Here is a 25,684-nt window from a genome sequence, read left to right as displayed (position 1 = left end):
AAACGTTGACGTTGCGGCAAGGTCAAGGCGGGCGGGTCAGGCGGGGGCGAGGAAGATCGAGCCGTCGTCGCTGGAGACGTTCACCTTGTTGGGGGCCTGGGAGTCGCGGTGGATCGCCGGGTCGACGTGCTCCCGGCCGGTTCTGAGGCGGGTGGTGACAGCGTAGGCGCCGTTCGCGGGGAGCCCGAGCCGGATCGTGCCGGTGCGGCTGTCGACGTCGACCAGGGACGGCGGCGCGGCGAACGAGGCGCGCACCGAGCCGTCCACGCTGCGGGCGGTGAAGCGGCCGGTGCGCAGCCCGGTCGCGTCGATCGTGCCGGTGCGGGTGGTCAGCTCGGTGGTGCCGGCCTCGCCCGACACCGCCGCCCGGCCGTCCTCGCTGTCGACCGACAGGGTCCGGGCGTGCAGGTCCCGGGCGGTGACCGAGCCGGAGGCGGTCCTGATCGACACGTCGCCGGTGAGGCCGGTGGCGGCCACCGAGCCGTCGCCGCCCTGGATCTTCAGGGTGGTGCCGCGCGGCACCCGGACGTGGAAGACCACCTGGCACCGGCTGCCGCCCATGATCCCTTCGGCGCACCTGCCCTTCAGCGTGAGCGTGCCGTTCGCGCTGGTGTGCGAGGTCTTCGGCTTGTTGTGGTCGTTGGACCAGCGCAGCCGCTCGGTGACCCGCACGCCGGGGGAGTCCGACCCGACGATCTCGACGCGGTGGCCGGAGGAGATCTGCAGCGTGCGGACGGCGCCCGGCACGTCGTAGGTGCGGTCGGTGCTCTCGCCGCCGCCGATCTGGAGGTTGCCGCAGCCGGCGAGGGCCCCCGCCGCCGCCAGCACCCCGATGGCCTTCACTCTTGCTCCCGTCATGCGGTCAGTCTGGCGGGGCGGGCGGGGGCGGCGACAGGAGGCGTCCCGGCGTGCGGGGGTGGGGTTAGCCCTACCTCAGCGGTCGCCGCCGGGCTTCCACAGGACGTCGCCGTGGCCGGCGTTGGCGACCCGGCAGAGGATGAACAAAAGGTCCGACAGCCGGTTCAGGTAGCGGGCGGTCAGCGGGTTGACGGTGTCGCCGTGCGCCTCGATCGCGGCCCAGGTGGTGCGCTCGGCGCGGCGCGCGACGGTGCGCGCGACGTGCAGCAGCGCGGCGCCGGGCGTCCCGCCGGGCAGGATGAAGCTGCGCAGCGGCTCCAGATCGCCGTTGAACTCGTCGCAGGCCGCTTCGAGCTGGTCGATGTAGGAGGCGTCGATGCGCTGCGTCGGGTACTTGGGGTCGGGGACGACCGGCGCGCACAGGTCGGCGCCGACGTCGAACAGGTCGTTCTGCACCCGGGTCAGCACCGCGACCACGGGCTCGGGCAGGCCGCCCATGGTGACCGCGACGCCGATCGCGGAGTTGGCCTCGTCCACGTCGGCGTAGGCGGCGAGCCGGGGGTCGGTCTTGGCGGTGCGCGACATGTCGCCGAGCGCGGTGCTGCCGTCGTCGCCGGTCCGGGTGTAGATCCGGGACAGCACGACGGGGTTCTCCCTGTTCTTGGCCATGTCCGTCACCCTAACGCCGTGGTATCCAGAACAGGCTTCGGTAGGGTTCCACTTACTTTCGACCATCCCGGGAGCGGCCGTGTACGACTACATCATCGTGGGCGCGGGCAGCGCGGGCTGCGTGCTCGCCGCCCGGCTGAGCGAGGACCCCGGCACCCGGGTCCTGCTGCTGGAGGCGGGGCCGCCCGACGACGCCCCCGAGATCCACATCCCGGCGGCGGTGGCGTCCCTGATCAAGGGGCCCTACGACTGGGACTACGCCACCACCCCGCAGGAGCACGCGGCCGGGCGGAGCGTGTACTGGCCGCGCGGGCGGACGCTCGGCGGCAGCTCGTCCACCAACGCGATGATCTACATCCGCGGGCACCGGCACGACTACGACACCTGGCGCGACTCCTACGGCTGCGCCGGCTGGGGCTACGAGGACCTGCTGCCGTACTTCAAGCGCGCCGAGGACCAGCAGCGCGGCGAGTCGCCCTACCACGGCATCGGCGGCCCGCTGCGGGTGGAGGACCTGCGCTACCGGCACCCGCTGTCCCGCGCCTGGGTGCAGTCGGCCAAGAACTTCGGCCTCGCCGCCAACCCCGACTTCAACGGCGCCGAGCAGGACGGCGTCGGCTTCTACCAGGTCACCCACAAGCGCGGGAAGCGCTGGTCCACCGCCGTCGGCTACCTGCGGCCCGCGCTCGCCCGGCCGAACCTGACCGTGGTCACCGACGCGCTCGCCACCGGCGTCATCATCGAGGACGGGCGCGCGGTGGGCGTCCGCTACGAGGTGCGCGGCGAGGCGCTGGAGGCGCGCGCCGACGGCGAGGTGCTGCTGTCGGGCGGCGCGGTCAACAGCCCGCAGCTGCTCATGCTGTCGGGCGTCGGCCCGGCCGACCACCTGCGCTCCCTCGGCATCGATGTGCTGGTCGACTCGCCCGTCGGGCAGGGGCTGCAGGACCACCCGTTCGTGAACGTCATGTTCGCCACGCCCCGGCACCGCAGCCTGTGGGAGCTGGCGGGGGCCCGCAACCTCGCGCTCTACCAGGCGCTCGGGCGCGGGCCGTTCGCCTCCAACGTGGCCGAGGCGGGCGGGTTCGTCCGCACCGTGGACGGGCTGCCCGCCCCGGACCTGCAGTACCACGTGCTGCCGACCGGCTTCCTCAAGCAGGGCCTGGTCGAGCCGTCGCAGCGGCTGCTGTCGGTGTTCGCCACGGCCGTCGCGATCGCCAGCCGGGGGTCGCTCACGCTGCGCTCGGCCAGCCCGCACGCCAAGCCGCTGATCGACCCCGCCTACCTGGCCGACAAGGCCGACCTGGACATCCTGGTCGCCGGGGTGAAGCAGGCCCGCGAGATCGCCGCGTCGGGGCCGCTCGCGGCGCTGACCGGCGGCGAGTGGGCGCCGGGCGAGCAGGCGGACGACGACGAGGCGATCACCGAGTACGTGCGCCGCGAGTGCGCCACGCTGTTCCACCCGACCAGCACCTGCGCGATGGGCTCGGTCGTCGACACCGAGCTGCGGGTGCAGGGCGTCGACGGGCTGCGGGTCGTGGACGCCTCGGTGATGCCGGCGGTGCCGCGCGGCAACACCAACGCCCCGACCATCGCCATCGCCGAGCGCGCCGCGGACCTGGTCCGGGGCCGGGCCCCGCTGGCGGGCTGATCAGGCCTTCGGGCGCCCGACGGCCGCCGACGCCACCAGCGCGGCGGCCGTCGCGGCGAGGGTGACCAGCCAGCCGCGGTCGAAGTCGCCGCGCGTCCCGAGCGCCAGGACCAGCAGCGCGACGCCGAGGACGGTGCCGACCTGCCGGGCCATGGTGACGACGGCCGAGCCCGTGGAGAAGCGCTGCGGCGGGAGGGCGCCGACGCCCGCGCCGATGAGCGTGGGCAGCGTCAGGCCGACGCCGACGCCGGTGAGCAGCATGCCGGGCAGCATCCCGGCGGCGTAGCCGTCCTCCATCCGCGCGTACCACCAGGCGATCCCGGCGCCGAAGGCGACGCAGCCGGAGACGGCGAGGACGCGCGGGCCGAACCGCCGGCCGGCCTTGCCGAGGCCGACGGCGAAGAACGGCACCATGAGGGGGCCGGGGGCGATGGCGAGGCCCGTCCGCATCGCCGACCAGTGCCACACCTGCTGGCACCACAGGACCGCCGACAGGAGCATCCCGGCGAAGGCGACCGCGAACAGCACGTTGGCGAGGGCGGCGGGGCCGAACGCGGGGATGCGCAGCAGGGCCAGGGGCAGCACGGGCGCGGGGTGCCCGGCCGACCGCAGCACGAACGCGCCGGTCAGGACCGCGGCGGCGGCCAGCGTCCCGATCGTCTCCGGCGCGCCCCAACCCCAGTCGCCGGCCTTGACGAGCCCGAGCGCGAGGGCGGCGATGGCGGCGGTGAGCAGGACGGCGCCGAGCAGGTCGGGGCGCGCGGCGTCCTGCTTGGCGGGCACCTTGGGCAGGACCTTCGGCCCGGCGGCCAGCGCGGCCAGCCCGATGGGGACGTTGACGAGGAAGACCCAGCGCCAGTCGAGCCCGGTGAGGACGCCGCCGGCGACGGGCCCGAGCGCGGCCGCGACGCCGCTCACGGCCGTCCAGGCCCGCACGGCGCCCAGCCGGCGCTCCGGCGGGGCGGCCGCGAGGAGCAGGCCGAGCGAGGAGGGGACCATCAGCGCCGCCCCGGCGGCCTGCACCACGCGCGCGGCGACGAGCGTCCACACGCCGGGCGCCGCGGCGCACGCCACCGAGGCCAGCGTGAAGACCGCGATGCCCGCCAGGTAGGCGCGGCGGGGGCTGCTCCGATCGGCGAAGCTGCCGGCGGGGACCAGGAGGGCGGCGAACACGATGGCGTAGGCGTTGAGCACCCAGGAGAGGGAGGCGAGCGGGGCGCCGTCGAAGTGCGCGCCGATGCGGGGGAGCGCGACGTTGACGATGAACACGTCGAGGTTGGACATGGCGACCCCGGCCGTGACCACGGCGAAGACGGGGCCGAGGCGGGTGCGGGGGGCGACGCCCGGGGGCGCGTCGAGACGGCTCATCACCACTCCAAGTGGGTTGGAATTTCCAACTGACTATCGAGGCGAGACCTTAGCACCCCTGTCGGAGGGCCTGGCTAGTCTGCGCACATGAGCCAGACCGACGACCGCCGCTTCCCGCCCGCCCTGGCCGACGTGGCCGAGGTCGAGTTCGTCTACCGGGGCGAGGGCGACGACATCGACTTCGAGCCCTACGACGCCTTCGACTCCGCCGAGGAGACCACCGACTGGCTGCGCAGTTGGACCGGCAACCCCGACCTCGACGGCGACGCCTACCGGGTGTTCGGCCAGGACGGCACGGGCGGCCTCGCCGCCATCTGGCTCGCGCGGCCGGGACGCCCCCTCGCCGCGCAGCCGGTGGTGTTCCTGGGCTCCGAGGGCGAGAACGGCGTGGTGGCCGGGAACCTGTCGGACTTCCTGTGGGTGCTGGCCGACGGCGTCGGCCCGATGGAGGCCACCGAGTTCAAGGCCGTGGAGGGGACGCCGAACACGGCCCTGACCGCGATCGCCGAACGGCACGCGACGACCCCGCGCCGCCCCGCCCGGCAGATCCTCGCCGAGGCGCGCGCCGAGTTCCCGACGTTCAGCGAGGACCTCGGCAAGCTCTGCCGCTGAGCCGGCTCAGGCCGAGGTCCGCAGGACGGCGTAGACGCACTTGCCGCCGGAGGCGAGCCGCTCGTGGCCCCAGGACGCCACCATCGCGTCGACCATGGCCAGGCCGCGTCCGGAGGTGGACTCGTCGTCGAAGCCCTGCAGTCGCGGCGGCTCGCCCGAGCCGTCGCGGACCTCCACCACGGGGCTGTCGTCGGTGAGGTAGAGCGAGACGAGGAGCTGTTCGCTGGGCAGGGCGGCGTGCTTGAGGGCGTTGGTGGCCAGCTCGCACGCGAGTCCCGCGGCGGGCCGGGCGGCCCCGGGCCGCCACCCCCGCACGGGTGCGCCGGCCTCCCGGAAGCCCTGAGCCTCGTTCGAGCAGGTTCTCGGCATCATATAAAAGCCGATAGGGACATAAAATATCAGGCGCTCTTCCAGGGGCAGGAAAAGATCATTATTCGATCTTTCTTTCCTGGTTTAAGGGCGTCTGTGGCGGCTACCCATGCTTCGAGGAGCACCGCATCTCGGCTCCGCTCGAACGGGACGAAGATCCGGCGAATCCGTCGCCCGGAAACCGGGATTTCGAGCCGTTCCCCTCGCGCTTCGGTACCGATCATCGAAACAGGCCGCGACTGCGAGAGGGCGTCCGGAACAGGGTCGATGCTCCGTATTCGGTGATCCGCACAGCACAAGGGACACCCCCTCCAGGGAAGGAGCGGCTCATGGGTGACAACGGTGAAAAGTACGGTGACGAGATTTTCAGTCACGGCGACGACGGAGAGGCCGACCCCATCGAAAAGGAGCGTGTGGACGCGCTTGCGGAGGCGCTGGATCCGGCGAGCTTCGCCACCCTCGCCGCCGTTCCCGTCGGCAAGGACGCGCGGTGCCTCGAAGTGGGCGCGGGCACCGGGTCGGTCGCCCGCTGGCTGGCGGACCGCTTCCCCAAGGGGTCGGTCACCGCCACCGACCTGGACCTTGACCTGATCGAGGAGGACGAGCGCCCGAACCTGCGGTATCTGCGTCACGACGTCACCAGCGACGACTTCCCGCCGTCCTCCTTCGACCTGATCCACACCCGCTTCCTCCTGCCGCATCTGCCGAGCCGTGACGCCGTGCTCGGCCGGATGATCGAATGGCTCGCGCCCGGAGGTTGGGTGGTCCTCGAAGAGTCCGCCCTGTTCCCCTTCGAGTCCTCGCCCCATGACTGCTTCCGCCGCACCAGCCTGGGGGTGTTCACCGTGATCGCCGAGCGCTTCGGCAACGACTCCCGGTGGGCGCGCAACCTGCCGACCCTGATCGCGGAGTCGGGGCTCGCCGAGGCGTCCATGAGCGCCGCCTGCCCTCCGATCAGTGCCGGCTCGGCGATGGCCGGATTCTGGCGCTTGACCATCGAGCAGCTCAGATCGGAACTGATCGAGCTGCCCGAGTTGTCCGAGGAGGACGTGGACACCGCCCTTGCGCAGTTCGACGACCCGAACTTCTTCGACCTGGGCATCGCCACCGTGACGGTCACCGCCCGCCGCCCGCCGGCATCCACCTGAAACGGCCGCAGAACGACACGCCTCCACACGAGAAGGCCTAGGGCGTGTTTCGACGTAGGTGAGCGTCGGCGTGCGCGGAGGACACAATTGGAAATGGATTCTTGTGACGGGGCGAATTTTGTCTCGGAGGTACAGGCATGGCAGAGGGATCACTTGGATCTGGTCATCAAGATGATCGGGGACTCGCCCGGCGCCGGGGGCAGTCGCAGAGCGCCCTATCTTCGCAGCCAGATCATCGACCGTCCGGCCTCAATGCCAGGAATGTACTGATCACGGGTGGTTCATCGGGTATCGGGGCTGAGGCGGTACGGGTCTTTTCTGAGCATGGCGACACGGTCTGGTTCACCTACCACCACGGCCGCGCCCGGGCGGAGCAACTGATCGCCGAACTGACCGGCCGCGGATGCCCGCCGCCGCGGGCATTTGCGTTCGACCAGGGCGATCCGGCCGGCCACCAGGCGCTCTTGGCCGCGCTTCCCGGCCGGGTCGATGTGCTGATCAACAACGCCGCCGTGGGTTCCAAGACCGTTGAGGACGCCGCAGGCACCCCGCAAAGTCAGGATGAGATGTTCATCCGGATCAACTGCCTGGGGCCATTGTGGCTCAAGCAGGCGCTGCTGCCCGCGATGATCGAGAACGGGTTCGGGAAGATCATCCTGGTTTCTTCGGTCGACGGCGGTATCGCCGCGTTTCCTGGGTTCCGTGATTCCGACGGCATGTCCAAGGCGGCTCTGGCGTTCCTGGCCCGGCAGTGGGCCGCCGAGCTGTCCCATGCGCCCGTGGATGTGCTCTGCGTCTGCCCGGGGGCCGTCGACACCCCGATGTTCCGCAAGTCCACCCTCGATCCGCTCCTTGGGCCCGAGGCCGAGCGGCTCATCGCACGATTGCCCAGGGGAAGGTTGATCGAACCGCAGGAGATCGCTGGTCTTCTCTGGTTCCTGGCCTCTCCGGTGGCCGGAGTACTGCACGGGGCGGTGATCGACGCGTCCATGGGCCTTGGTGCCCATCCCGGTTTGATCACCGCCGGATAGGAACGGAAGCAGGCGAATTTCTGATGCGACCGGAAGAATTCCAGGAGGCCGTCGAGCAGGCCGCCACGGTCTTGGCGGCTCACCTGCGGGACATGCAGGCCGGTCATGGGCCCGTGGTGTCCAGGAAATCACCCGACCAGCTCAGAGAGCTCATGTCGCTGGCCGGCTGGATCACGCGCGGGGGGATGACACCGCAAACCCTGGGTTCCTTCTTGGAGACCTATCTCCAAGAAGGAACCCGGCTGCACCACCCCGGTTACATGGCCCACCAATGCGGTGTGCCCTCCACCGGCGCCGCCATCGCCGACCTCGTGCACGGGGTCACCAACAACGCCATGTCACTGCACGAGATGGGGGCCGCGGCGGTAGCGGCGGAACTCGAGGTCGTCCAATGGATGCTGTCGAAGATCGGGTGGTCCGAACCAGAGTCGGGTGGGGTTTTGGTGCATGGCGGTTCGCTGGCCAACCTGACAGCCCTGCATGCCGCACGTGCACGAGCGTTCCCTGGCGCGGAAGAGCACGGCAACCCCCCTTCCCCGGTCATCCTGGCGCCGCCGGGGGCGCACGTGTCCGTCGCCAGAGCAGCGTCGATCATGGGACTGGGAACCCATGCGGTCCATCCGCTCCCGGTCGACGAGCTGGGCCGGGTACGCCCCCCGATCGCCGCCGCGACGATGGACACCCACCGGCACGCCGGAAGCAACATCCTGGCGGTCGTGGTCAACTCCTGCGCCCCCGCCACTGGTCTCTACGACCCCCTGCGTGAGATCGCGGACCATTGCCGGGAACGCGATGTCTGGTTGCACGTCGACGCAGCCCACGGCGGCTCGGCACTCCTGGACCCGAACCTGAGGGAGCATCTCGACGGCATCGCGCTGGCCGACTCGGTCACCTGGGACGCCCATAAAATGCTCCGCACGTCCACGCTGGCTGCCGGGCTCTTGATGAGAAGTCGCCAGGACCTCGACGGCTTGCCCGGCCTCAAAGCCGACTACCTGTTCTACGGGACCCGCCCCGGCCCCGATCTCATGGCCCACACCATCGAAGGCTCCAAAGCCGAACTGGGCCTGAAGGTGTTCCTCTCCCTGGCCTGGCACGGCGAGAGCGGCTTGGCCCGCTACGTCCGCGACTGCCACCACAACGCCCTGTTCCTCTGGGACCTGCTCGCCGACCGTGACGGGTTCGAAGTCCTGACCAAGCCCGACTTCAACATCGTGTGCTTCCGCCACCGGGGCAGCGACGCCGACCAGGTCACCATCAGAGACCGCCTGATGGACGACGGAACCTTTCACCTGGCTTCATCGGTGATCGGCGGTAAGCGTTGGCTCCGCGCCACGCTCATCTCTCCCAACACCGACACGGCGACCCTGACCCAGATGATTCACGCCGTCGAGCAGGCCGGCGCATCATCACCGCCCGTTCGCCACGATGCACGGCCCTGACCTCGAGCGGTACCACCAGGGATCCAGTTGGAGTACGGGGTTGAGGAGTGCAGGAACAGCCGTTGGCGGTGCCGGCTGGTAGCTCGGGTACGGCACGGGTAGGAGACGGGGCATGAGGAGCGGATGTCCTCTTGGCGTAAGGCCAGGCGCAGTGATGACCAGGGAGGCCACTGCGTCGAGTTGGCCGCGACTCGCGATGCGGTGATCGTCCGGGACAGCAAGGCACCTGAGAACGGTTATCTGGTGTTCGACCGTGCGGCCCTCAGGGCGGCGATCGGCAACCACCTGTAAGCGCGAAATCCGGCGGCGTCCGTCAAGGGCCTGTCCCCGACCCGGCGAGCGCTCGGCCGGTTCCGCGGCGGGCCGACCCGCAAGCTCTCTTCGGCCGTTGCTGGCCGCGGGCTGTGTTGGCGTGGGTAGTGGCCGGCGGGAGCGTCAACGACTGCGCCGCTCACCCCGGAAGCCCTGAGTCTCGTTCGAGCAGGTCCTCGGCATCACGAAAAGCCGGCAGGGGCATAAAAGATCGGACGCTCTTCGAGAGGCAAGAAAAGATCATTATTCGATCTTTCCTGACTGGTTTAAGGGTGCGTGCTGCGGCTAGTCATGCTTCGAGGAGCACCGCATCTCGGCTCCATTCGAACGGGACACCGATCCGGCAAATCCGTCGCCCGGAAACCGGGATTTCGGGCCTTTCCTTTCGTGTTCTGGCGCCGATCTATGGAACAGGGCCGATGCTCCGTATTCGGTGATCCGCACAGCACAAGGGACACCCCCTCCAGGGAAGGAGCGGCTCATGGGTGACAACGGTGAAAAGTACGGTGACGAGATTTTCAGTCACGGCGACGACGGAGAGGCCGACCCCATCGAAAAGGAGCGTGTGGACGCGCTTGCGGAGGCGCTGGATCCGGCGAGCTTCGCCACCCTCGCCGCCGTTCCCGTCGGCAAGGACGCGCGGTGCCTCGAAGTGGGCGCGGGCACCGGGTCGGTCGCCCGCTGGCTGGCGGACCGCTTCCCCAAGGGGTCGGTCACCGCCACCGACCTGGACCTTGACCTGATCGAGGAGGACGAGCGCCCGAACCTGCGGTATCTGCGCCACGACGTCACCAGCGACGACTTCCCGCCGTCCTCCTTCGATCTGATCCACACCCGCTTCCTCCTGCCACACCTGCCGAGCCGGGATGCCGTGCTCGGCCGGATGATCCAGTGGCTCGCACCCGGAGGCTGGCTGGTCCTCGAAGAGTCCGCCCTATTCCCCTTCGAGTCCTCACCCCATGACTGCTTCCGCCGCACCAGCCTGGGGGTGCTCGCCGCGCTCGGCCGGAGCTTCGGCCACGACGCGCGATGGGCGCGCAACCTGCCGACCCTGATCGCGGAGTCCGGGCTCGTCGAGGCCTCTATGAGCGCCGCCTGCCCTCCGATCAGTGCCGGCTCGGCGATGGCCAGGTTCTGGCGCTTGACCATCGAGCAGCTCTGGCCGGAACTGCTCGAATTGCCCGAGCTGTCTGAGGACGACGCGGACACCGCCCTCGCGCAGTTCGACGACCCGGGCTTCTTCGACCTGGGCATCGCCACCGTGACGGTCACCGCCCGCCGCCCGCCGGCATCCACCTGAAACGCCTGGCGTTCCCGCCGTGGCCCTGGGCGCGCCCGCCGCCCGTCACGGCCGGAGGACGCCACGCCCCCTCGCGAGACGAAGCACGCGAAAGCCTAGGTTCTGTCGTCAAAGTTCACCGCCACCTTAGTAGGGCGGCCTGGTAGGACTCGGCGGTCTTGTCGTAGGGGGTGGCGATGCCGCGCCAGTGCTTGAGCTGGTCGAAGCAGCGCTCCACCACGTTGCGACGTTTGTAGATCTCGGCGTCGAAGGCCGGTGGCCGTCCACCGCGCGAGCCGCGGCGGACCCGGCTGATAGGCGCCATCGGCCATGACATTGCGTCCGGCCGGATCGGAGGCGATGCCTGAGTCGCCTCACTCGATTCGCCGGTCCGGGGAGTGCGACACACCCCTGGACCGGGTCGGCGTGAACGTCAGGGCTTGCGGCCGACACCGCCCGTCATGAAGCGGACGTCGATGGTGCTGGCGTCGAGGATGGCCTGCTCGGGGCGCCACAGCGGCAGCGGGACGAGGCCGGGCGGCAGGATCTCCAGGCCGTCGAAGAAGGCGGCCAGTTCCTCCGGGGTCCGGACGCGGCCGGTGCCGAGCTGCTCCAGGAGCTGCTTCTCCAGCGCGACGGACTCGGGGGCGTCGCCCAGAACAGAGAAGGAGCAAACCGCCAGCCCGTCACAGCCAAGGCCGTAGTGATCATTTTGCTAGGAGCTCTGAGCGAGCATTTGATCCTGAGGCGGTCGGTGACAGGTGCCGCGCCAGGTGCGGGTGTTCTCGCAGATGAGGCGGCGGGTAGGGAACAGCCCTCCAGTGGTCCGACGCTGACAGCGTCGGCGTGGTCGCAGCCGCCCAAGTCCTGCCACCACAGCGGCACCCACGGTCTGCGGCCACCGCGCTTGGCGCAGGTCACCTGCTGGACTTCGACCTTTCCGACGCGGTTCTCGGCGCAACGCATCCGTTCGAACCAGTATGCGATTTACGTTAAATCGGAGTGAGTCGGGAGGTGGGGCAGCCGATATTCAAGCTGACCGGTTGCCCGCCGCTATATTACTCATTTCATTGTGGGTCGATACAGAAGGCGGGAAGATTGTTGGTAGATCTTTGGGTCTGTCGGGTGACATTGGTGGATGACAGGTAAATAATTTAGAGAGATGGGAAATCTTCGCGGGATCCAGGGAGAGATCGAATGGACGTCAAAGAACTCGGTTCTGCATGGCTTCTCCGGAAGGATTGGTCTTTCGAGACCGAGCCGACTGTCCACGACAAGGAGCAGTACGGGAAGGCGCTCCTGACCTGCGCCGCCGGCGGCGGAGAGATCTCACAGGAGCAGCGCGAATGGGTCAAAGGCTACTTCGCCGCCTTCGGCAGCCCCCAAGAGTTGATCGAGACCTTGGACGCATACGACGGACAGGAGTCGCTTGAGTCGATCCTGTCGCAGAGCGAAGCCGCCACCGCCTGCAGCCGGGTCCTCATCTATGACGCGATCCGTGCCTGCTCGACCGACGGGAAGCTGGAGCCCGGCGAACTGGCCCGTATCCGGAAAGCCAACAGGCTGCTCGGGCATGACGATCAAGTCGTTGACGACTGGGTGGAGTACTACCAGGAAGAGGTGCGTATGCAAGAGCGGCGCACCAAGCTGATGTGGCCCGACATCAGCAAAAGGCCTTACTGATCGGCCGACTCGTAATTTCCATCGATGAGGGCAGCTCGGATCCAGTTACCCGTGATTCTCAAACGGTGGCGATCGGCGATCTGGATGTGCAACATCCGGTTCGGTCGAAGGGCAGTAGGAGTATGCCGAACGAAGCGCCAGACCAGCTTCCCGAAGAAGACCATGCTAGCTCGGACAGGATTCGTTCGAGTGCGGCCGGAACATCGAGGAAGTTCTCTGCGTCCAGGGCGCTGATCGGTTTGAAGCATCCCCGCGCGCGTCGCGATCCGTATCCGCTGCTGACGGAACTGGCGGCAGAAGGGCCCGTGCTGGTGGGGAGCGACGGCATTGTGCTGGTCACCGGGTACGAGCCCTGCGCGGAGGTGCTGAAGAGCGCAAAGTGGGGCGTCATCGACGCCGACTGGTCGGATGCGCGGCTGCAGGGATGGCGGACGCACCGTAGCCGGGTCGCGTTCTTGGGTACCGCGCTCGGCTTGAACGGCGCTGATCACCAGCGGCATCGCAGGTGCATGATCCCTGCGCTGTCGCGAAGAGCGATCGAGCGTCGCCGCGCGGCGCTGGCGGAGATCACCTACCGGGAACTGCACCGGTTCAGGGCCGGGCTTCTCGACGCCGATTTCGCTTGTGCGATTGCCGACCGGCTGCCTGTCTTCGCGGTCTGCGAAGTGCTCGGGCTCGATCTTGGCGATGCCGATATGCTGCAGCAGTGGGCGGTTGACATCGCCTCCTGCCACGAGATCTCGCCGTCCCCTTCGGTACTGCGCAAAGCCGACGAGGCGACGTCGGTCCTGCATGACTACCTGCACGGTGCCGAGGCCGCGCCCCGGGGACTTCTTGCGAAACTGCGCCGCCAGGAGAACAACCACCCTGACGACATCGCCTTCCTCATCACTGTGATCCTTTTGACGGCAGGCTGGGAGACCACCTCTTTCCTGCTTCCCAACCTGGTGTATCTGCTGCACCGGTATCCAGATCAAGACGCCCTGCTCCGCCACGATCGGGCTCTCATCCCCCGGGCGGTGGAGGAGACGCTGAGGTTCGAGTCGCCCACGCTTTTGGACACCCGGGTGGCATTGGACGACACCTTCATCGGCGGACACCCGTTCCGGCGCGGTCAGCTTGCCTACATCCTCCATGCGATGGCCAACCGAGATCCGGCGATCTTCGATGAGCCCGACCGCTTCGAGGTACGGCGCGACGAGACCGACCACCTGGCGTTCGGGTACGGCGCTCACCTGTGCATCGGTGCGCAATTGGCTCGGATGGAAGCACAGGTCTTCCTGGAGGCACTGTTCGACTTGTTCCCCCAGGGGCTGCAGGTGACCGACGTCGAATACCGCCCCGGCCTCGCTTTCCGCGGATTCAGCAGGTTCAAAGTCGCAGGCGCCGGCTGAGCACTTCGGTGAGAGATGGCGCTACGGCGGCTGCTACCTCGCCTGCCTAGGGCTCTGGCCGCTCAGGAACGCGGCCGCGAGGACCTCCGCATCGACGTTGGAATAAGAAGGCTCCAATGCGTTGAGGAGCTTCTTCGTCGTGGCGATGGCAGCGGCGTTCTTGCGGCTGAGCCGCCGCGCCCGCTTCTGGCTGGTGCGCTCGAGTTCGTCCTCGCCCGTTATCTGATGGACCAGCCCGTAGCGGCGAGCGGTGGCGGCGTCCACCCGGTCACCGAACAGCACCATCTCCCGGACGCGCGCAGTCCCCATTTCGGCGATCAGCCGGCTGAGGACACCGCCCCAGGCCATCGGCATCCCCATGGTCATCTCGGGCAGCCTGAAGGAGGCGGTGTCAGCCGCGATCCGCAGATCACAGCAGGCCGCAAGCGCGATTCCAGCCCCCACCACGTGACCGTGCACCCGGGCGATGGTTATCTGCGGAGTAGCGCGAATGGCGCTGCAGACACGGTCGGCCTGCTCTGTGATCTCGCGGATCCGCGCCGGATCTGACTTGGCGAGCCGCTTCAGTTCGGCGATGTCGATGCCGACGCCGAACGTCGTCCCGGCGCCCGCGAGGACCACGACCCGGATATCGCTGCGGCTGGCAACCCCGTCGAACACGCGGTAGAGCCCGGCCAGCATCGCCGCGTCCAGCCTATTGCCGCTGTCAGGTCGATTAAGGGTGACCGTGAGCACCGGCCCGTCGGTACTGCTGACGACGCGTTCATCCGTTGTCGCCGCGTCCGCAAGCCTGGCCAGGTGTCCGGACGCGCCCGCGGGAGCCACGGCGCTGTCGACGCGCAAAGGCATCGACAGCACGCCGCGGTAGGCGAGATTGTCGCTGTAGACGGGAGCGCCTGCCAAGGCGAGCCCTGGACACCGCTCCAGCAGGAGGGGGAACAACACCTCGGCCTCCAGCCGGGCCAGTGTCGCCCCCACGCAATAGTGGGCTCCCGCCCCCATCGCCAGGTGCCTGCCGGGCTTGCGGGACAGGTCGAGCTGAGCGGGGTCGGCGAAGACCTCCGGGTCGCGGTTGGCGGCCGCCAGAACCGCGTGGGCCAGTTGCCCGGCCTTGACCGGTTCATCGCCCAGTTCCGTGTCACACGCGGCATAGCGGGTGATCAACTGAGCCGGCGACACGAACCTCAGGAGCTCCTCCACCGCGGCGGGCGCGCAGTCAGGGTGCGCGCGTAGCCATGCGGCCTGCTCGGGATGGTGCAGCAGCGCGACCAAACCGTTCGAGAGCAGGCCTGCAGTAGTCTCATGCCCGCCTACGATCGTCACGCCGACCATCGCCGACACGCGTCGTTCGTCAAGATCGGCGGCGTCCCCGGAGTCCAGCCATCGGGCCAGCACTCCATCCTCGGGCAGCCGTGACCGCGGCTCTGTCCGCAGATACCGCCAGTACGCCTCCCACATCAAGGCAGCGCAGTCGGCGCGGCGCAGCTTGTGCGCGTCTGGCGACAAGTCCAGGACATAAGCCATGTCATGACTCATCTGCCGCAGCATGGCCTCGTCGGTGCGCGGCAGCCCCAGCAGGCTGCACACGACCGCCGTCGGTAGCCACGAGCTCATCAGCTCGGCGAAGTCGGCAGTGCCTTCCGCCGCCAGCCGCGCCTGGAAGGCGTCCAGGCCCTGATGCACCAAATCCGTGATCATCGGACGCGCCCCCTGCGCCATCCGCGTGGGCAGGAATCCGTCAAAGCTCTTTCTCAGCGAAGCGTGCTCGGGAGCGTTCGCCGCCAAAACGGTGTTCTCAACGAAGTCGACCCCTGCCCGCGCCGAACCGGATGTGTGTGCGCTCCGCCATCGCGGATCAACGTTGAGCCAGTCCTTACTGGTCAACACCTCGCGGCACAACATATTGGAGGTGACCAGGAACCCTCCCCAGGGCACCTTCACCGCCGGCCCCAGAGCCCGGAACCGCTCATAGACGGGGAAGGGATCGCAGCGCCCCTTGTCCGAGACCAGCTCGTGCAGCAGCTGTACAGGACTCCACGGCTTATCGGAGGACGAGTCGGACTGAGCATGCTCAGCATTCATGTGAATGCACCTCCGAGCTTCGAGGGCTCGCACACCTGCCTACCCTCGTGGGGGCCTGCAGACCCTTACAGGATCGACACACTCGCCTCCGACGTGGATCCGCAGGACGGCCAGGGTGTGCCAGAACGCTCCGCTGCTGCGGTCGTGGCGTTCTTCCAGAACCCGCAGCCGATCGGTCTCGCGGACCAGCATCGCCAGGTCGCAACCGTAGCGTTGCGAGGGCACCAGGACCCGGCCGGTCACGCCCAGCGCGGCCGCGAGGTCGTTCAGGCGCCGACTGCCGAACTTGTCCCACTTGCACTCCTGCAGCACCAGCAGATCGCAGTGCTGCCGCGTCAGCAGGGCGGTCTGCTCCTCCAGCCGGGTGCCGTCGGTGCGATAGGGGTCGTCCAAGCCCCCGTTATCCGGATCGTCAAAGTTCACCGCCACCTTAGTAGGGCGGCCTGGTAGGACTCGGCGGTCTTGTCGTAGCGGGTGGCGATGCCGCGCCAGTGCTTGAGCTGGTCGAAGCAGCGCTCCACCACGTTGCGACGTTTGTAGATCTCGGCGTCGAAGGCCGGTGGCCGTCCACCGCGCGAGCCGCGGCGGACCCGGCCTGCAACCTGATCGGCACGCTGGGGAATCGTTGCGCCGATCCCGCGTCGCCGCAGGTACACCCGGATCTCCCGACTGCTGTAGCCCTTGTCGGCCACCACGTGATCAGGGCGCGTCCGGGGCCGACCCATCCGCTGCGGCGGCAGCGGTTCCAACGGCACCCATTCGACATCGGTCGGTTCATGACGACGAACCACACCCATGGATTACCACCGGGCAAGCCGGCCGCATCCACTTTGACGACAGAACCTAGGGGCAGGCTGTTGGCTGTGTTCCCTCGGCGGCCTCGCCCTCTTGTGAGGGGACGAGGGCGTGCCGCCCGGTGGAGGGGCCGTCGCGGGCGGTGAGCGCCGCGACCAGCTCGCCGACGCGCCGGGAGGCCGTGGACGGGTCGGGCCCGGTGGCGGCGACCATTCCCCACCGCCGCGGCACGCAGGCGATGGCGCGCAGCAGGCCCTGCGGGGGCGTCATGGCGGCGGCGGTGGCCTCCATGCGGGCGAGCGTCTGGGCCGCCGGAGGCTGGAACACGCGGGTGACCGCGTACCGGTCGGTCACGCCCGCCCGGTGCGCGACGTCCCGGAAGGCCCGGAGGTATTCGGCTCCGTGCGACGACAGGTTGAAGTCGATCGCCCCCACCAGCAGCCGGTCGCCGAACCGTCCGCCGACCCTGCCCACGGCGAAGTCGACACCGCCGGTGGCCAGGCCCCGGTGGCTTCCGTCCAGGACGCTCCGGGGGCCGAGGAACGCTTCCCGCACGGCCTCCAGCGACGCCCGGATCGTGCGGTAGGTCCCGATCGGCAGGGCGAGGTCGGTCCACGCGGATTCGTCGAGGTACCCGTTCCCGGACCAGGTGTAGCCGTTGAGCGTCTGGAGGGTGATCCCGTCGGCGACGCGCCCGTTGCGGAAATGTCCTGAAGGGACGACCGGCAGGACGGTGCCGCCGAGGTCCACCGTGAGGAAGTCGACCCATGCCTCGAGCAGATGGTCGTCGCCGTGCGCGTGGGCCGCGCGGGCTTCGGCCGCGAGCCGCTCGTGGTCGGCCAGGTCGAGGTTCCCCACGATCCGGGCGCCGTCTCCCGCCTCGCTCGGCTTGAGCGCGGCCCGCTCCAGGCCGTACCGGGTGCGCAGCAGTTCCGCGGCGGCCAGCACGTCGGCGACGAAGGCGTCGGGCGACACGCCCGCGCGCAGCACCGTGTAGCCCGGCAGCACGGGGATCCGCAGGCCGAGCCGCTCATGGGCCTCGCTGAGCGACTGCTCGCGTTCGAGCAGCGCCTCGGCGTCGTCCTGCGCCGCCACGGTGCGGGCCGCCGCGACGGTCGGATGGACGTGCCGTTTGCGGTTCCACCGCTGGGCGACCACCGGCTTGTTCGCGTCGGTGCTCAGCCGGGTCAGCCCCGCCTTGCCCAGCAGCCACAGCAGGAAGATCTGCATCTCCAGGTCGAGCGCGTACACGCGGACCACCGCGTCGGGGTGCGTGCGCAGCCACTCGATGACCTCGCCGAGCGGCGTGCCGGCGCCCTCCTCGTGGGCGAGGGCCAGCGCGAGGAGCGCCTGACTCAGGTAGTAGTGGCTCCGGTCGCCGATGTCGACGAAGGGCACCCCCCAGAGCGTGACCGCCTCCCGCCACGGCGCGGTGCGCCCGACCGCCAGGTCGTTCGCCGTGCCGAGGAAGGCGGACCGGGCCTCGACATAGGTGGCCACGTCGTGGGGGTCGCGGCCGGCCGCCGCCTCGGCCAGGTCGCCCTCGAACGCCCGTAGCGTCGCGGTGGCGGAATGCAGGAGCAGCGCCGGATTTTCCGTGCCCGGCTGCGCATAGTGCGAAATGAACTTCTCCTCCGCCGCATTCGGAACGGCGGAGGCGTCGATGCCGAGCAGCGGCGGCGCGAACGCGGCGACCTCTTGCCCGCTCATGACGCGGTGCCCGGTGAAGAACCCGGCCCAGCGAATGTCCTTGCCGTCCTTTGTGCGATAAATGGACGGTTCGGTGGGTGCGAGCATGTTGACCCCATTGCCGAGCTGATGTGCGGTTAGGCCGGCCGGACGGCCTTGAAGACGACCGTCACGTACGGTAGCTCGAATTCCTCCCGGCCCGCGAGATCCGGATGCGTGTCGGTGAGTCGCTTGACCTGTTCTTCGATCTCTTCACGGCGTTCGGGAGAGGAATTGAGGTAGTAGGAGCGCGAGGTGATGAGATCGAGCAGGGCCGCCGCGGTCGTCGTCTCGCTGTGCGGGAAGAAGCCCTGCTCGATGGCGCTGAACCGCGGGCCGAACGTGGGGTGGCGCAGCCAGCCGGACAGCCGGTCGGGGTCCCCGTCGCGCAGCGCGCCGAGCGCGCCGTGCAGCATGATCGCGGCAGGGGTCTCGGGGTCGGTGCCGGCGTCCTCGTCGCTGAGGATCCGGCTCAGCTCCGCCGACCACGGGACGCTCTCGTCGCGCAGGTTCCACAGCGCGGCGAACAGGCCGCCGGGCCGCAGCACGCGCGCGATCTCCGCGTGCGCCGGCTCCGGGTCGAACCAGTGGTAGGCGTGGCTGGCGAGCACGGCGTCCACGCTGCCGTCCGGCAGGGCGATCTTCTCCGCGGAGCTGGGCAGCACGCTCAGCTCGGCGGAGGAGGCGCCGATCATCTCGCGCATGGCCTCGTCGGGTTCGGCCGCCGTGACGTGATGGCCCTCCTCGAGCAGGACCCGGGTCAAGATGCCGGTGCCCGCCCCCAGGTCCAGTACCGTGCGCGGCTTCTCGCCCAGCGTCCAGCGGACACTGTCGAGGGGGTAGCCGGGCCTGGTCCTGTCATAGACCTTGGCCCCCTCCCCGAACCGGCCTCCGCGCTTCTGCCATTCCTCGCGCGACATCGCACCCTCCTCATCGTTGCCGGTAGAACATCTGCAGCCGGTCGGGGTGGTAGAGCACCTGCATCGGGTGCTCCGCACCGCGCAACGCGGCCGCCACCGCCTCGGCGACCGCCGGGGCCTGCGCGAACCCGCCGGTGTTGTGGCCTCCGGTCACCACGGCGAGCCCGCCGTTGCCGTTGCGGGCGACCTCCAGGACGGGCAGGCTCGACGCCGTCCAGGGGCGCACGCAGTGCCTGATGCTCGTCTGGAGCAGTCCGGTGTCCCGCGCCTGCTCGTACGCCTCGGGGAAGAAGGTCGCCGCGGTGTCCGCGACGGCGGCGTGCAGGGAGTCGAGCCGGCCGGGGTCGACGTTCCGGGGGTCGGCGCCCGTCCAGCCGTAACCGGATCCCACCACCAGGTGCGAGTCCCCGTACGGGTCCGTCGTCACGGTGACGTTGGCGTCCTCCGCCAGATGCCCCGATCTGCTGATCTTGATGGAGTTCCGCAGACGCGGGTGAACGTTGGGGAGGGTGAGCCAGCTGCCCAGGACACCGTGGATCCGGTTGTGCGTGGCGGTGCCGCGCAGCAGCTCTCCGCCGTACGCCCCCGGGGAGAGGACGTAGTGGTCGCCTTGAAGGGCTTCGCCGGCACTGTGCAGGCCGCCCTTCCCGCACGCCGTTCCCTCAACGGTGCTTTCCCAGTGGAACAGCACCCCCTGCTTCTCCAGAATGCCGACCAGCCGGGCCAGGAACGAATGGATCTGGACGGTGAAGCCGACGACCTCGATCCCCCCGGCGAGGACACCGTTCGCATGTGCCGCGGAAAGGGCCGGATAGGAGGCGGCAACCTGCGAGGAGGTCAGTTCGCCGAGTGAAGCGCCCAGGCCCCGCTGGCGGATGATCTGACTTCGCAGCCTCCCCGGATCGGTGTAAAGGCGGAGGATCCCCTCGCGGAATCCCACCTCCTGGAAGAGGTCGGATTCTTCGGAGATCAGTTCGTCCCAGAGGCCTTTGGCGAGGTGATTGAACGACAGCACGTCGGAGGTGAACGAAGCGGCGAGCCATTCCGGGATCCGGTGGTTGTCCAGGACCCAGGACAGCTCCTGCCGGTCCATGGCGCCCGGTGGCGCGACGCACCAGCCCTGCTCGTCCAGGGGCCGGGTGAAGGGGACCGGGCCCAGCACGGTGTTGCCGTGGTAGCCGTCGGCCTCGGTGAGGGTGAACATCCTCCCGTCGCCGCCGCCCCAGCTGCATCCGTGCGCTTCCCAGGACGCGTCGCCCCCGGGGGCGGGGCAGGCGTCGTAGACGGTGACCTCGTGGCCGTCCCGCACCAGGCGCAGCGCGGTGACCAGGTTGACGACACCGGCTCCGATCAGCGCGACGGACGACCGGCCGCGCCCGGCGGCGGCGAGCCCGGCGGCGACGCCGGCTCCGGCCACCGCCGAGAACCAGTTGCGCTCCGCCAGGGCGAGAGCCCTGGTGTAGAGCTCCAGGGGCGGGACGCCGCCGGCGGGCAGATGGTGCACGGCCGGTTCCGCGCCGTCGTCGTGCGGGGCCGGGCCGCCGCCCAGCAGCGCCACCACGCGCGGGTCCCCTTCCGCCGTGGCCTGCCAGGACTCTCGCTCGGCCGCGTCGAGCGGGGTCCAGGTGATCAGGGCGTCAGGGCGGTGGCGCATGAGCGCCGCGATGCGCGACGGGCCCGCAAGTACGGGGTGATGGCACACGCCCTCCCCGTTCACCAGGGAAAGCACGTCGGGCGGAACGACATGGTCCACGAGTATCAGCAACTGCTGCTCCGAGCTTTGCCCATTTCCCGGCGAATAGCGCTCCGGCCCGTCTGAGAACTTCAGCAAATCCCGCCACCATGAAAGCACGCCGCCATCCGCCGGGCAAACCTCTCACGCGGTCGAAAAAATGATCACGAAACACCTGTGCGACGAAGTGCGAACGCACCGGTTCTGTGAATCGTGGACCGGGCGGAAACCTGCGGATCGCGTCCGCGGCGCGGCACCGAACGTAGATTTCGCATCCCGATCAAGAACTGCCGCCGAGCCATTTCCCTCTTGATCGGACCGCCCGCGTCCGGCACGGCGTGATCAAGAATCAAGGGAACTCCTGGTGGGCCGGGACCCGCGCCGGGCCTGACCCGGTCACGCCGCGTTCGCGTCCGCACCGGCCAGGAACGGGTGCAGCAGCGTGAGCAGGGCGTCCGGCCGGTGCAGCGGGATGATGTGGCCGCAGTCCTCGATGAGGTGTCCGGTGAGGTCGTCGGCGAGCGAGCGGAGCTGGCGTTCCAGCGCGGCGCCGACGGGGCGGGCGCCCAGCGCCATGGTCGGCATCGTCAGGCGGGCGGCGGTGGTCGCCTGCTCGATCTGCAGCGCGCTCTCGGGCAGGGCCCGGTAGTAGGAGAACGCGCGGCTCAACGCCTGCCTGCCGGTGTAGGCGCGGACGAACGCGTCCCGGACGGCGGGGGACACCCCGTCGCCGAGGGTGCCGGTGTGCAGGAACCAGTCGATATAGGCGGCCTCGTTGCCTTGCAGCACGGTCTCGACGAGGCCGGGCGCGGCGCTGTGGAAGCCGAACCACCACGGCGGCCCGCTGGCGAGGAAGTCCTCGGCGCCGGGCAGCCTGCCCAGCAGGGACTCCATGACGACCAGGCGCTGGACGAGTCCGGGGCTGCGCAGCGCGAGGAGGAAGGCCGGCGGGGCGCCCGCGTCGATGCCCACCACCGCGGCCGAGGAGATGCCGAGTGCGGCGAGAAGCGCCGCGGCGTTCCCGGCCAGGGTGCCGGCGTCGTATCCGGAGGCGGCCGGGCTGCTCGCACCGAATCCGCGCTGTCCGTCACGCTGCAGAGCCTGGTCCGCGACGGCCTGGTCGCGCGCCGCGTGGAAGCCACCGTGCCGCCCGCCGTCCACTACCGGCTCACCGAACTCGGCCTGTCCCTCGAAACGCCGCTCGCCGCCCTGCGGGACTGGGCCGAGACGCACATGCCGGAGATCGACCGCAGCAACCGGCTCGCCGAGACCCGGCAGATGTGACAGGAAGGGCGATGAGCGCGGTCGCCGCGTAGCGGACCGATGGCCGACGTGTCGTGCGGCGACGGCCCGATGTCTCTCGGGGCGGCCGTCGCCGGGAAGGCGGGGCCGTCCTGTCCCGCCTTCGCGTCACCGGGCCATATCCGGTTTGGCCGGCGCGGGGAACGGGCCGTGCACGCGGGCAAGCGGGGTCGCCGGTGGCCGCCCGCGTTAATGATCATGAGCGACGTCCCTGACCTTGCTGGAAGCGAGGCCGACATGCACATCTCCCCGCGCACCCGTCATGTCGTCACGGTGCCGCCCTTGCCGCACCGCTGGCCGCGGTGCTCGGTACGGTCGCTCCCGCGTCGGCCGAGCCGCGCTGCGAGATCCGGTACCGCTGGAACGGCGACGTGCTACGCCCTCGGCTTCAGCCACACCGCTACGGGCACCACCGTCGTCACCGGCACCACCAAGGCCCTCTGCAGCCGGGGCGGCATCGTCGGTAGCAGCGCTCGGCTTCAGTACAAGGTCGGCGGCACCCGGTACTCGGCCGGCATCCCCTGAACGACCCGACCGCCATCAGCGCGCCGCTCCTCGCCAGGAGGGGCGGCAGTCCGGGGCCGGCATGTCAGGTGGTGGGCTCGATGTCGATGACGATCATCTTCTCGAGCCGGTAGCGGTCGAGCTCGGGGCTGTGCCAGGTCTGGTCCGGTCTGATCTGATGGAAGCGGAAGGTCGCGTTGGTCTCATTGGCGCTCAGGATGCAGCGGACCGGTCCGGGCGGGTCGAGCGCGTAGACCAGGCGGCTGAACTCCAGGGTGAATGCGAGGCCGTGCCGGAGCAGCAGCACTTGGCCGGCCTCGTCGATGACGGGGGCGTCATCGACGATGGAGACCCGCACGGGGACGCTGTCCTCCAGATGGCAGGAGCTGTCCGCGCACTCCCAGGCGGTGAGATCGGTAAAGGTCGACGGAGCGTTCCCGACCGAGGACGTCCAGGTCAGGACGTTCCCGCGCCGGGTGATGCCTTCCGCGGCGCGTTTCTGAAGGCCCGCGGCGAGTCCGCCCGGAGGAGCGGCTGTTTGCCACCCCCGCAGCAGGCCCAGCGCGTTCACCGCGGCGTCGTTCATCCTCACTGAAAGCATGGTTTTGCCCGTGCATAGAGAGTCAGCCGGAGCCGGCCGGAGTCGATGGCCTCCGCGACGCGCCGCTCGGTCTCCGTGACGTCCTCATCGGAGGTGTCGAACACGTGGGACTCCAGGACGCCGAGGTCGGCGAACTGGTCCCACATCGTCAGGATCGGATGCCGGTCCACCAGCGCGTCCGGCGCGGCCCGTCCCTGCGCGCGGGCGAGCGCGACGTCCCGGTACGGACGCAGCACCGCATAGTGCAACGGGACCTGTGCCTGCTTACGGAAGTGGTCGAGCATCCACGGGCCGACGATCCCGTCTACCACCGTGACGAACCCTCCGGCCGCATAGGTGAACGCCGCACCGGCGATGGCGTCCATGACGGTCTCGTTCTGCGCGCGCGAGGCCGGCTCGTAGGGCGGGATCGCGCCGGCCACGATGTATTGCCAGAAGTCGTCGGTGCGCAGGTGGACGGCCTTCGGGTGGCGGCGGGCGATCCGCGCCGCGACCGTCGACTTGCCCGCCCCCGGCGGCCCGGCCAGGATGACGACACTGCTGCGCATGCGTTCACCCTAGAGGCACGTCGCATGGACCGGTCCGGCGAAGCGGGACACCGGGGCGCTGGATAGGATCCGCGCATGTCACAGCCGGTGCAGCTCGTCATCCTGATCACCACCCTCCCGGGCCGCGGCCAGGAGCAGGTCGCGGCCTTCGAGCGGCTGGCACCGATCGTGCGGGCTGAAGAGGGGTGCCTGCAGTACGACATGCATCAGGTGAGCGGCAATCCGGACCGTTTCGTCCTTATCGAGCGGTGGGCGTCGCAGGAGGCGCTCGCCGCGCACGACGCCACCCCGCACATGGTCGAGGCCGACGCGGCCAGCCCGGCGTTCCGGGCGGGCCCCGCGCAGGTCATCGAGCTCGTCGCCGCGCCGCTGGCCTGACCCCGTCCCGCGCCGGCCCCGTGGGGCCGGCGACGGTGATCAGCAGGTACAGGATCGCAGCGCCGATCATGATCCAGGCCGGCTCGTGTATGCCGCCGGTGCCCGCGTGCGGCCGTGGGCGAGCGCGGACGCGGCCATCGAGCCGATGCAGGAGAAGGCGCGCAGCAACCCGGACGAGGCGCTCATGCGCTCCGGATCGGCCTGCCGGTACACCGAGTTCTGCAGCGCGAGGTTGTTGAGCCCCTGCGGCACGCCGAACGCCGAGGTGACGGCGAGCACGCCCAGACCGGGCTGCGCATCCAGGGACAGTATCAGCGCGCACGCGACGAGCTGGCCGGCGCGAATGTCGGCAGCTGCACGAGCCCGGCCGCGGCGGCGGAGAGCCCGTGCCTCTCCTCCAACCACTGGATGAAGCCGAAGACGTACGCGGCGAGGGGGGACGTTGCCGCCAAGCCCCCGCAGGTCGATGAACGGCTCGCGGGCGCGCAGCTCGCGCCACGTGAACGCGAGCAGGTACAGCGAATCGGCGCCCGGGTCCATCAGGAACAGCAGCAGCGTGACGAGCATGGCGGCGAACAGGCCGGTGCCGGAAGATCCGGCGCGGCCCGAACAGGCCGATGAGCCGCCCGACGACCGGCTGCCCGATCGCGGTGGCGAGGTGGAGCGCCGAGACGAGCCAGGCGGTCCGCGCGGGCAGGGCGCCGAAGGCGGCGCCGATGGGGACGAGCGTGACGGCGATGATCGTCGAGTTGATCGGGTTGAGGACCGCCCCGAGGATGATGGGGGGATCAGCCGGCGGCGAATCCGCCGCTCATGGCCCGCCCATATCCCCAGTCCAAGCCATCTGGGACCGGCCGGTGAAATTCATGGCCGCCCTGGAAACGTCGTTCGTGAACAGGTAATCAGGCAGGCGGAGCCGAGCAGGAGATTTCGGTGGTGACGATATTCAGCCCCGGTTTTTCGGCCATATCCAGCCGGAAGCACCTGCTCATCACAGCGTCACCGGGAAGAATGGTGTCGCGGTAACGAACCATGCTGCGCACGGTCAGTATGATGGCGTGGTCAGTGGACTTGATCGACTGTATCGATATTCCTTTGGTTCTGTTGGCGGTGAGCCTGACCTGTCCCTGACTCGGCAGGTGAGCTCCGGCGGCCAATAGCGAAGTCTTGAAACGTTCGACCGAAGCTGCCGCCTCCTTTCGTGCACGGTCGTCTGCATGTCGGTAATAGATGAATGCTTCGTATCCTTTGATGACTGCGACCATCAGTAGGAACAAGCAG

General features: G+C 69.4%; 27 protein-coding genes and 2 pseudogenes. 12 read left to right on the top strand and 17 right to left on the bottom strand.

Annotation, left to right across the window (positions count from 1 at the left end):
* Positions 1-36: 36 nt before the first annotated feature.
* Together ACRB68_RS24540 and ACRB68_RS24535 are read right to left on the bottom strand one after the other, a co-directional pair.
* The gene (locus ACRB68_RS24540) at positions 37-858 is read right to left on the bottom strand and encodes a DUF4097 family beta strand repeat-containing protein (protein WP_153536294.1); all 822 of its coding nucleotides are present in this window, start codon (positions 856-858) and stop codon (positions 37-39) included.
* Between the two features lie 75 nt (positions 859-933).
* Positions 934-1,527, bottom strand: a complete 594-nt coding sequence (locus ACRB68_RS24535) for a cob(I)yrinic acid a,c-diamide adenosyltransferase (protein WP_153536292.1) — start codon at positions 1,525-1,527, stop codon at positions 934-936.
* A gap of 79 nt (positions 1,528-1,606) precedes the next feature.
* Here ACRB68_RS24535 and ACRB68_RS24530 point away from each other — a divergent pair, with 79 nt between their 5' ends.
* A complete protein-coding gene (locus tag ACRB68_RS24530; protein ID WP_328594706.1) occupies positions 1,607-3,175 on the top strand; it encodes a GMC family oxidoreductase in 1,569 nt (522 codons plus the stop codon).
* On the opposite strand, the gene ACRB68_RS24525 is transcribed toward ACRB68_RS24530, so the two are convergent.
* Positions 3,176-4,543, bottom strand: coding sequence for an MFS transporter (locus ACRB68_RS24525; protein WP_153536288.1), 1,368 nt, complete (start codon positions 4,541-4,543; stop codon positions 3,176-3,178).
* A gap of 87 nt (positions 4,544-4,630) precedes the next feature.
* Here ACRB68_RS24525 and ACRB68_RS24520 point away from each other — a divergent pair, with 87 nt between their 5' ends.
* Positions 4,631-5,155, top strand: coding sequence for an SMI1/KNR4 family protein (locus tag ACRB68_RS24520; RefSeq protein ID WP_153536286.1), 525 nt, complete (start codon positions 4,631-4,633; stop codon positions 5,153-5,155).
* Between the two features lie 6 nt (positions 5,156-5,161).
* Here the strand turns inward: ACRB68_RS24520 and ACRB68_RS24515 are convergent, their stop codons facing one another.
* Positions 5,162-5,470, bottom strand: coding sequence for an ATP-binding protein (locus ACRB68_RS24515; protein WP_153536285.1), 309 nt, complete (start codon positions 5,468-5,470; stop codon positions 5,162-5,164).
* Between the two features lie 383 nt (positions 5,471-5,853).
* Here ACRB68_RS24515 and ACRB68_RS24510 point away from each other — a divergent pair, with 383 nt between their 5' ends.
* From ACRB68_RS24510 to ACRB68_RS24490, 5 genes are all read left to right on the top strand, one after another.
* Complete coding sequence (locus ACRB68_RS24510) at positions 5,854-6,672, top strand: class I SAM-dependent methyltransferase (RefSeq protein WP_153536283.1); 819 nt, start codon at positions 5,854-5,856, stop codon at positions 6,670-6,672.
* Positions 6,673-6,809: 137 nt separating this feature from the next.
* Positions 6,810-7,703, top strand: coding sequence for an SDR family NAD(P)-dependent oxidoreductase (locus ACRB68_RS24505; protein ID WP_153536280.1), 894 nt, complete (start codon positions 6,810-6,812; stop codon positions 7,701-7,703).
* Positions 7,704-7,726: 23 nt separating this feature from the next.
* Positions 7,727-9,145 carry a pyridoxal phosphate-dependent decarboxylase family protein gene (locus ACRB68_RS24500; protein WP_207709809.1) on the top strand — a complete coding sequence of 473 codons (1,419 nt, stop codon included), beginning with the start codon at positions 7,727-7,729 and terminating at the stop codon, positions 9,143-9,145.
* 123 nt (positions 9,146-9,268) lie between these two features.
* The gene (locus ACRB68_RS24495) at positions 9,269-9,436 is read left to right on the top strand and encodes a DUF397 domain-containing protein (RefSeq protein WP_153536278.1); all 168 of its coding nucleotides are present in this window, start codon (positions 9,269-9,271) and stop codon (positions 9,434-9,436) included.
* A 502-nt stretch (positions 9,437-9,938) separates the two neighbouring features.
* Positions 9,939-10,757 (top strand): class I SAM-dependent methyltransferase, encoded by an 819-nt coding sequence (locus tag ACRB68_RS24490; protein WP_153536276.1) that lies wholly within the window; start codon positions 9,939-9,941, stop codon positions 10,755-10,757.
* A 115-nt stretch (positions 10,758-10,872) separates the two neighbouring features.
* Here the strand turns inward: ACRB68_RS24490 and ACRB68_RS24485 are convergent.
* Positions 10,873-11,046, bottom strand: a pseudogene (locus ACRB68_RS24485) (IS5-like element ISMt1 family transposase); the annotation flags it as partial.
* A 123-nt stretch (positions 11,047-11,169) separates the two neighbouring features.
* Positions 11,170-11,394, bottom strand: a complete 225-nt coding sequence (locus tag ACRB68_RS24480; RefSeq protein WP_328594903.1) for an SAM-dependent methyltransferase — start codon at positions 11,392-11,394, stop codon at positions 11,170-11,172.
* A gap of 539 nt (positions 11,395-11,933) precedes the next feature.
* Between ACRB68_RS24480 and ACRB68_RS24475 the strand changes: the two genes are divergently transcribed.
* Both ACRB68_RS24475 and ACRB68_RS42560 read left to right on the top strand, forming a co-directional pair.
* The gene (locus tag ACRB68_RS24475) at positions 11,934-12,419 is read left to right on the top strand and encodes a tellurite resistance TerB family protein (protein ID WP_153536272.1); all 486 of its coding nucleotides are present in this window, start codon (positions 11,934-11,936) and stop codon (positions 12,417-12,419) included.
* 65 nt (positions 12,420-12,484) lie between these two features.
* Entirely contained in the window at positions 12,485-13,813 is a 1,329-nt protein-coding gene (locus ACRB68_RS42560) for a cytochrome P450 (RefSeq protein ID WP_153536270.1), read from the top strand.
* Positions 13,814-13,846: 33 nt separating this feature from the next.
* Here the strand turns inward: ACRB68_RS42560 and ACRB68_RS24465 are convergent, their stop codons facing one another.
* From ACRB68_RS24465 to ACRB68_RS40290, 7 genes and pseudogenes are all read right to left on the bottom strand, one after another.
* Positions 13,847-15,895 carry a cytochrome P450 gene (locus ACRB68_RS24465; RefSeq protein ID WP_153536268.1) on the bottom strand — a complete coding sequence of 683 codons (2,049 nt, stop codon included), beginning with the start codon at positions 15,893-15,895 and terminating at the stop codon, positions 13,847-13,849.
* A gap of 39 nt (positions 15,896-15,934) precedes the next feature.
* The gene (locus ACRB68_RS24460; RefSeq protein ID WP_153536266.1) at positions 15,935-16,288 is read right to left on the bottom strand and encodes a hypothetical protein; all 354 of its coding nucleotides are present in this window, start codon (positions 16,286-16,288) and stop codon (positions 15,935-15,937) included.
* Positions 16,289-16,314: 26 nt separating this feature from the next.
* Positions 16,315-16,617: pseudogene (locus ACRB68_RS24455) on the bottom strand (transposase); the annotation flags it as partial.
* A 121-nt stretch (positions 16,618-16,738) separates the two neighbouring features.
* Entirely contained in the window at positions 16,739-18,487 is a 1,749-nt protein-coding gene (locus tag ACRB68_RS24450; protein ID WP_194293430.1) for a hypothetical protein, read from the bottom strand.
* A 29-nt stretch (positions 18,488-18,516) separates the two neighbouring features.
* On the bottom strand, positions 18,517-19,338 hold the full coding sequence (locus ACRB68_RS24445; RefSeq protein ID WP_153536262.1) for a class I SAM-dependent methyltransferase: 822 nt from the start codon (positions 19,336-19,338) through the stop codon (positions 18,517-18,519).
* Between the two features lie 10 nt (positions 19,339-19,348).
* On the bottom strand, positions 19,349-21,103 hold the full coding sequence (locus tag ACRB68_RS24440; RefSeq protein WP_153536261.1) for an NAD(P)/FAD-dependent oxidoreductase: 1,755 nt from the start codon (positions 21,101-21,103) through the stop codon (positions 19,349-19,351).
* 363 nt (positions 21,104-21,466) lie between these two features.
* Positions 21,467-22,231: an alpha/beta fold hydrolase gene (locus tag ACRB68_RS40290; RefSeq protein WP_328594902.1), complete on the bottom strand. Its 765-nt coding sequence runs from the start codon at positions 22,229-22,231 to the stop codon at positions 21,467-21,469.
* Here ACRB68_RS40290 and ACRB68_RS40285 point away from each other — a divergent pair.
* Together ACRB68_RS40285 and ACRB68_RS24425 are read left to right on the top strand one after the other, a co-directional pair.
* Complete coding sequence (locus tag ACRB68_RS40285; protein WP_194293484.1) at positions 22,151-22,354, top strand: winged helix-turn-helix transcriptional regulator; 204 nt, start codon at positions 22,151-22,153, stop codon at positions 22,352-22,354. The two genes, ACRB68_RS40290 and ACRB68_RS40285, sit on opposite strands and share 81 nt — an antisense overlap.
* 216 nt (positions 22,355-22,570) lie before the next feature.
* On the top strand, positions 22,571-22,897 hold the full coding sequence (locus ACRB68_RS24425) for a hypothetical protein (RefSeq protein ID WP_153536257.1): 327 nt from the start codon (positions 22,571-22,573) through the stop codon (positions 22,895-22,897).
* A 64-nt stretch (positions 22,898-22,961) separates the two neighbouring features.
* Here the strand turns inward: ACRB68_RS24425 and ACRB68_RS24420 are convergent, their stop codons facing one another.
* On the bottom strand, positions 22,962-23,462 hold the full coding sequence (locus ACRB68_RS24420) for a hypothetical protein (RefSeq protein ID WP_153536255.1): 501 nt from the start codon (positions 23,460-23,462) through the stop codon (positions 22,962-22,964).
* 2 nt (positions 23,463-23,464) lie between these two features.
* Positions 23,465-24,025 (bottom strand): AAA family ATPase, encoded by a 561-nt coding sequence (locus ACRB68_RS24415; RefSeq protein WP_153536253.1) that lies wholly within the window; start codon positions 24,023-24,025, stop codon positions 23,465-23,467.
* A gap of 75 nt (positions 24,026-24,100) precedes the next feature.
* Between ACRB68_RS24415 and ACRB68_RS24410 the strand changes: the two genes are divergently transcribed.
* Positions 24,101-24,403 carry a putative quinol monooxygenase gene (locus ACRB68_RS24410; RefSeq protein WP_153536251.1) on the top strand — a complete coding sequence of 101 codons (303 nt, stop codon included), beginning with the start codon at positions 24,101-24,103 and terminating at the stop codon, positions 24,401-24,403.
* Between the two features lie 66 nt (positions 24,404-24,469).
* On the opposite strand, the gene ACRB68_RS40590 is transcribed toward ACRB68_RS24410, so the two are convergent.
* Both ACRB68_RS40590 and ACRB68_RS24400 read right to left on the bottom strand, forming a co-directional pair.
* On the bottom strand, positions 24,470-24,970 hold the full coding sequence (locus ACRB68_RS40590) for a hypothetical protein (protein ID WP_207709807.1): 501 nt from the start codon (positions 24,968-24,970) through the stop codon (positions 24,470-24,472).
* Between the two features lie 335 nt (positions 24,971-25,305).
* Entirely contained in the window at positions 25,306-25,668 is a 363-nt protein-coding gene (locus ACRB68_RS24400) for a hypothetical protein (RefSeq protein ID WP_153536249.1), read from the bottom strand.
* Between the last annotated feature and the right edge of the window lie 16 nt (positions 25,669-25,684).

Source organism: Actinomadura macrotermitis, from assembly GCF_009604375.1.
GTDB lineage: Bacteria > Actinomycetota > Actinomycetes > Streptosporangiales > Streptosporangiaceae > Spirillospora > Spirillospora macrotermitis.
Note: the sequence above shows the minus strand (reverse complement) of the source record. Positions and strands in the feature narration are given on the sequence as shown.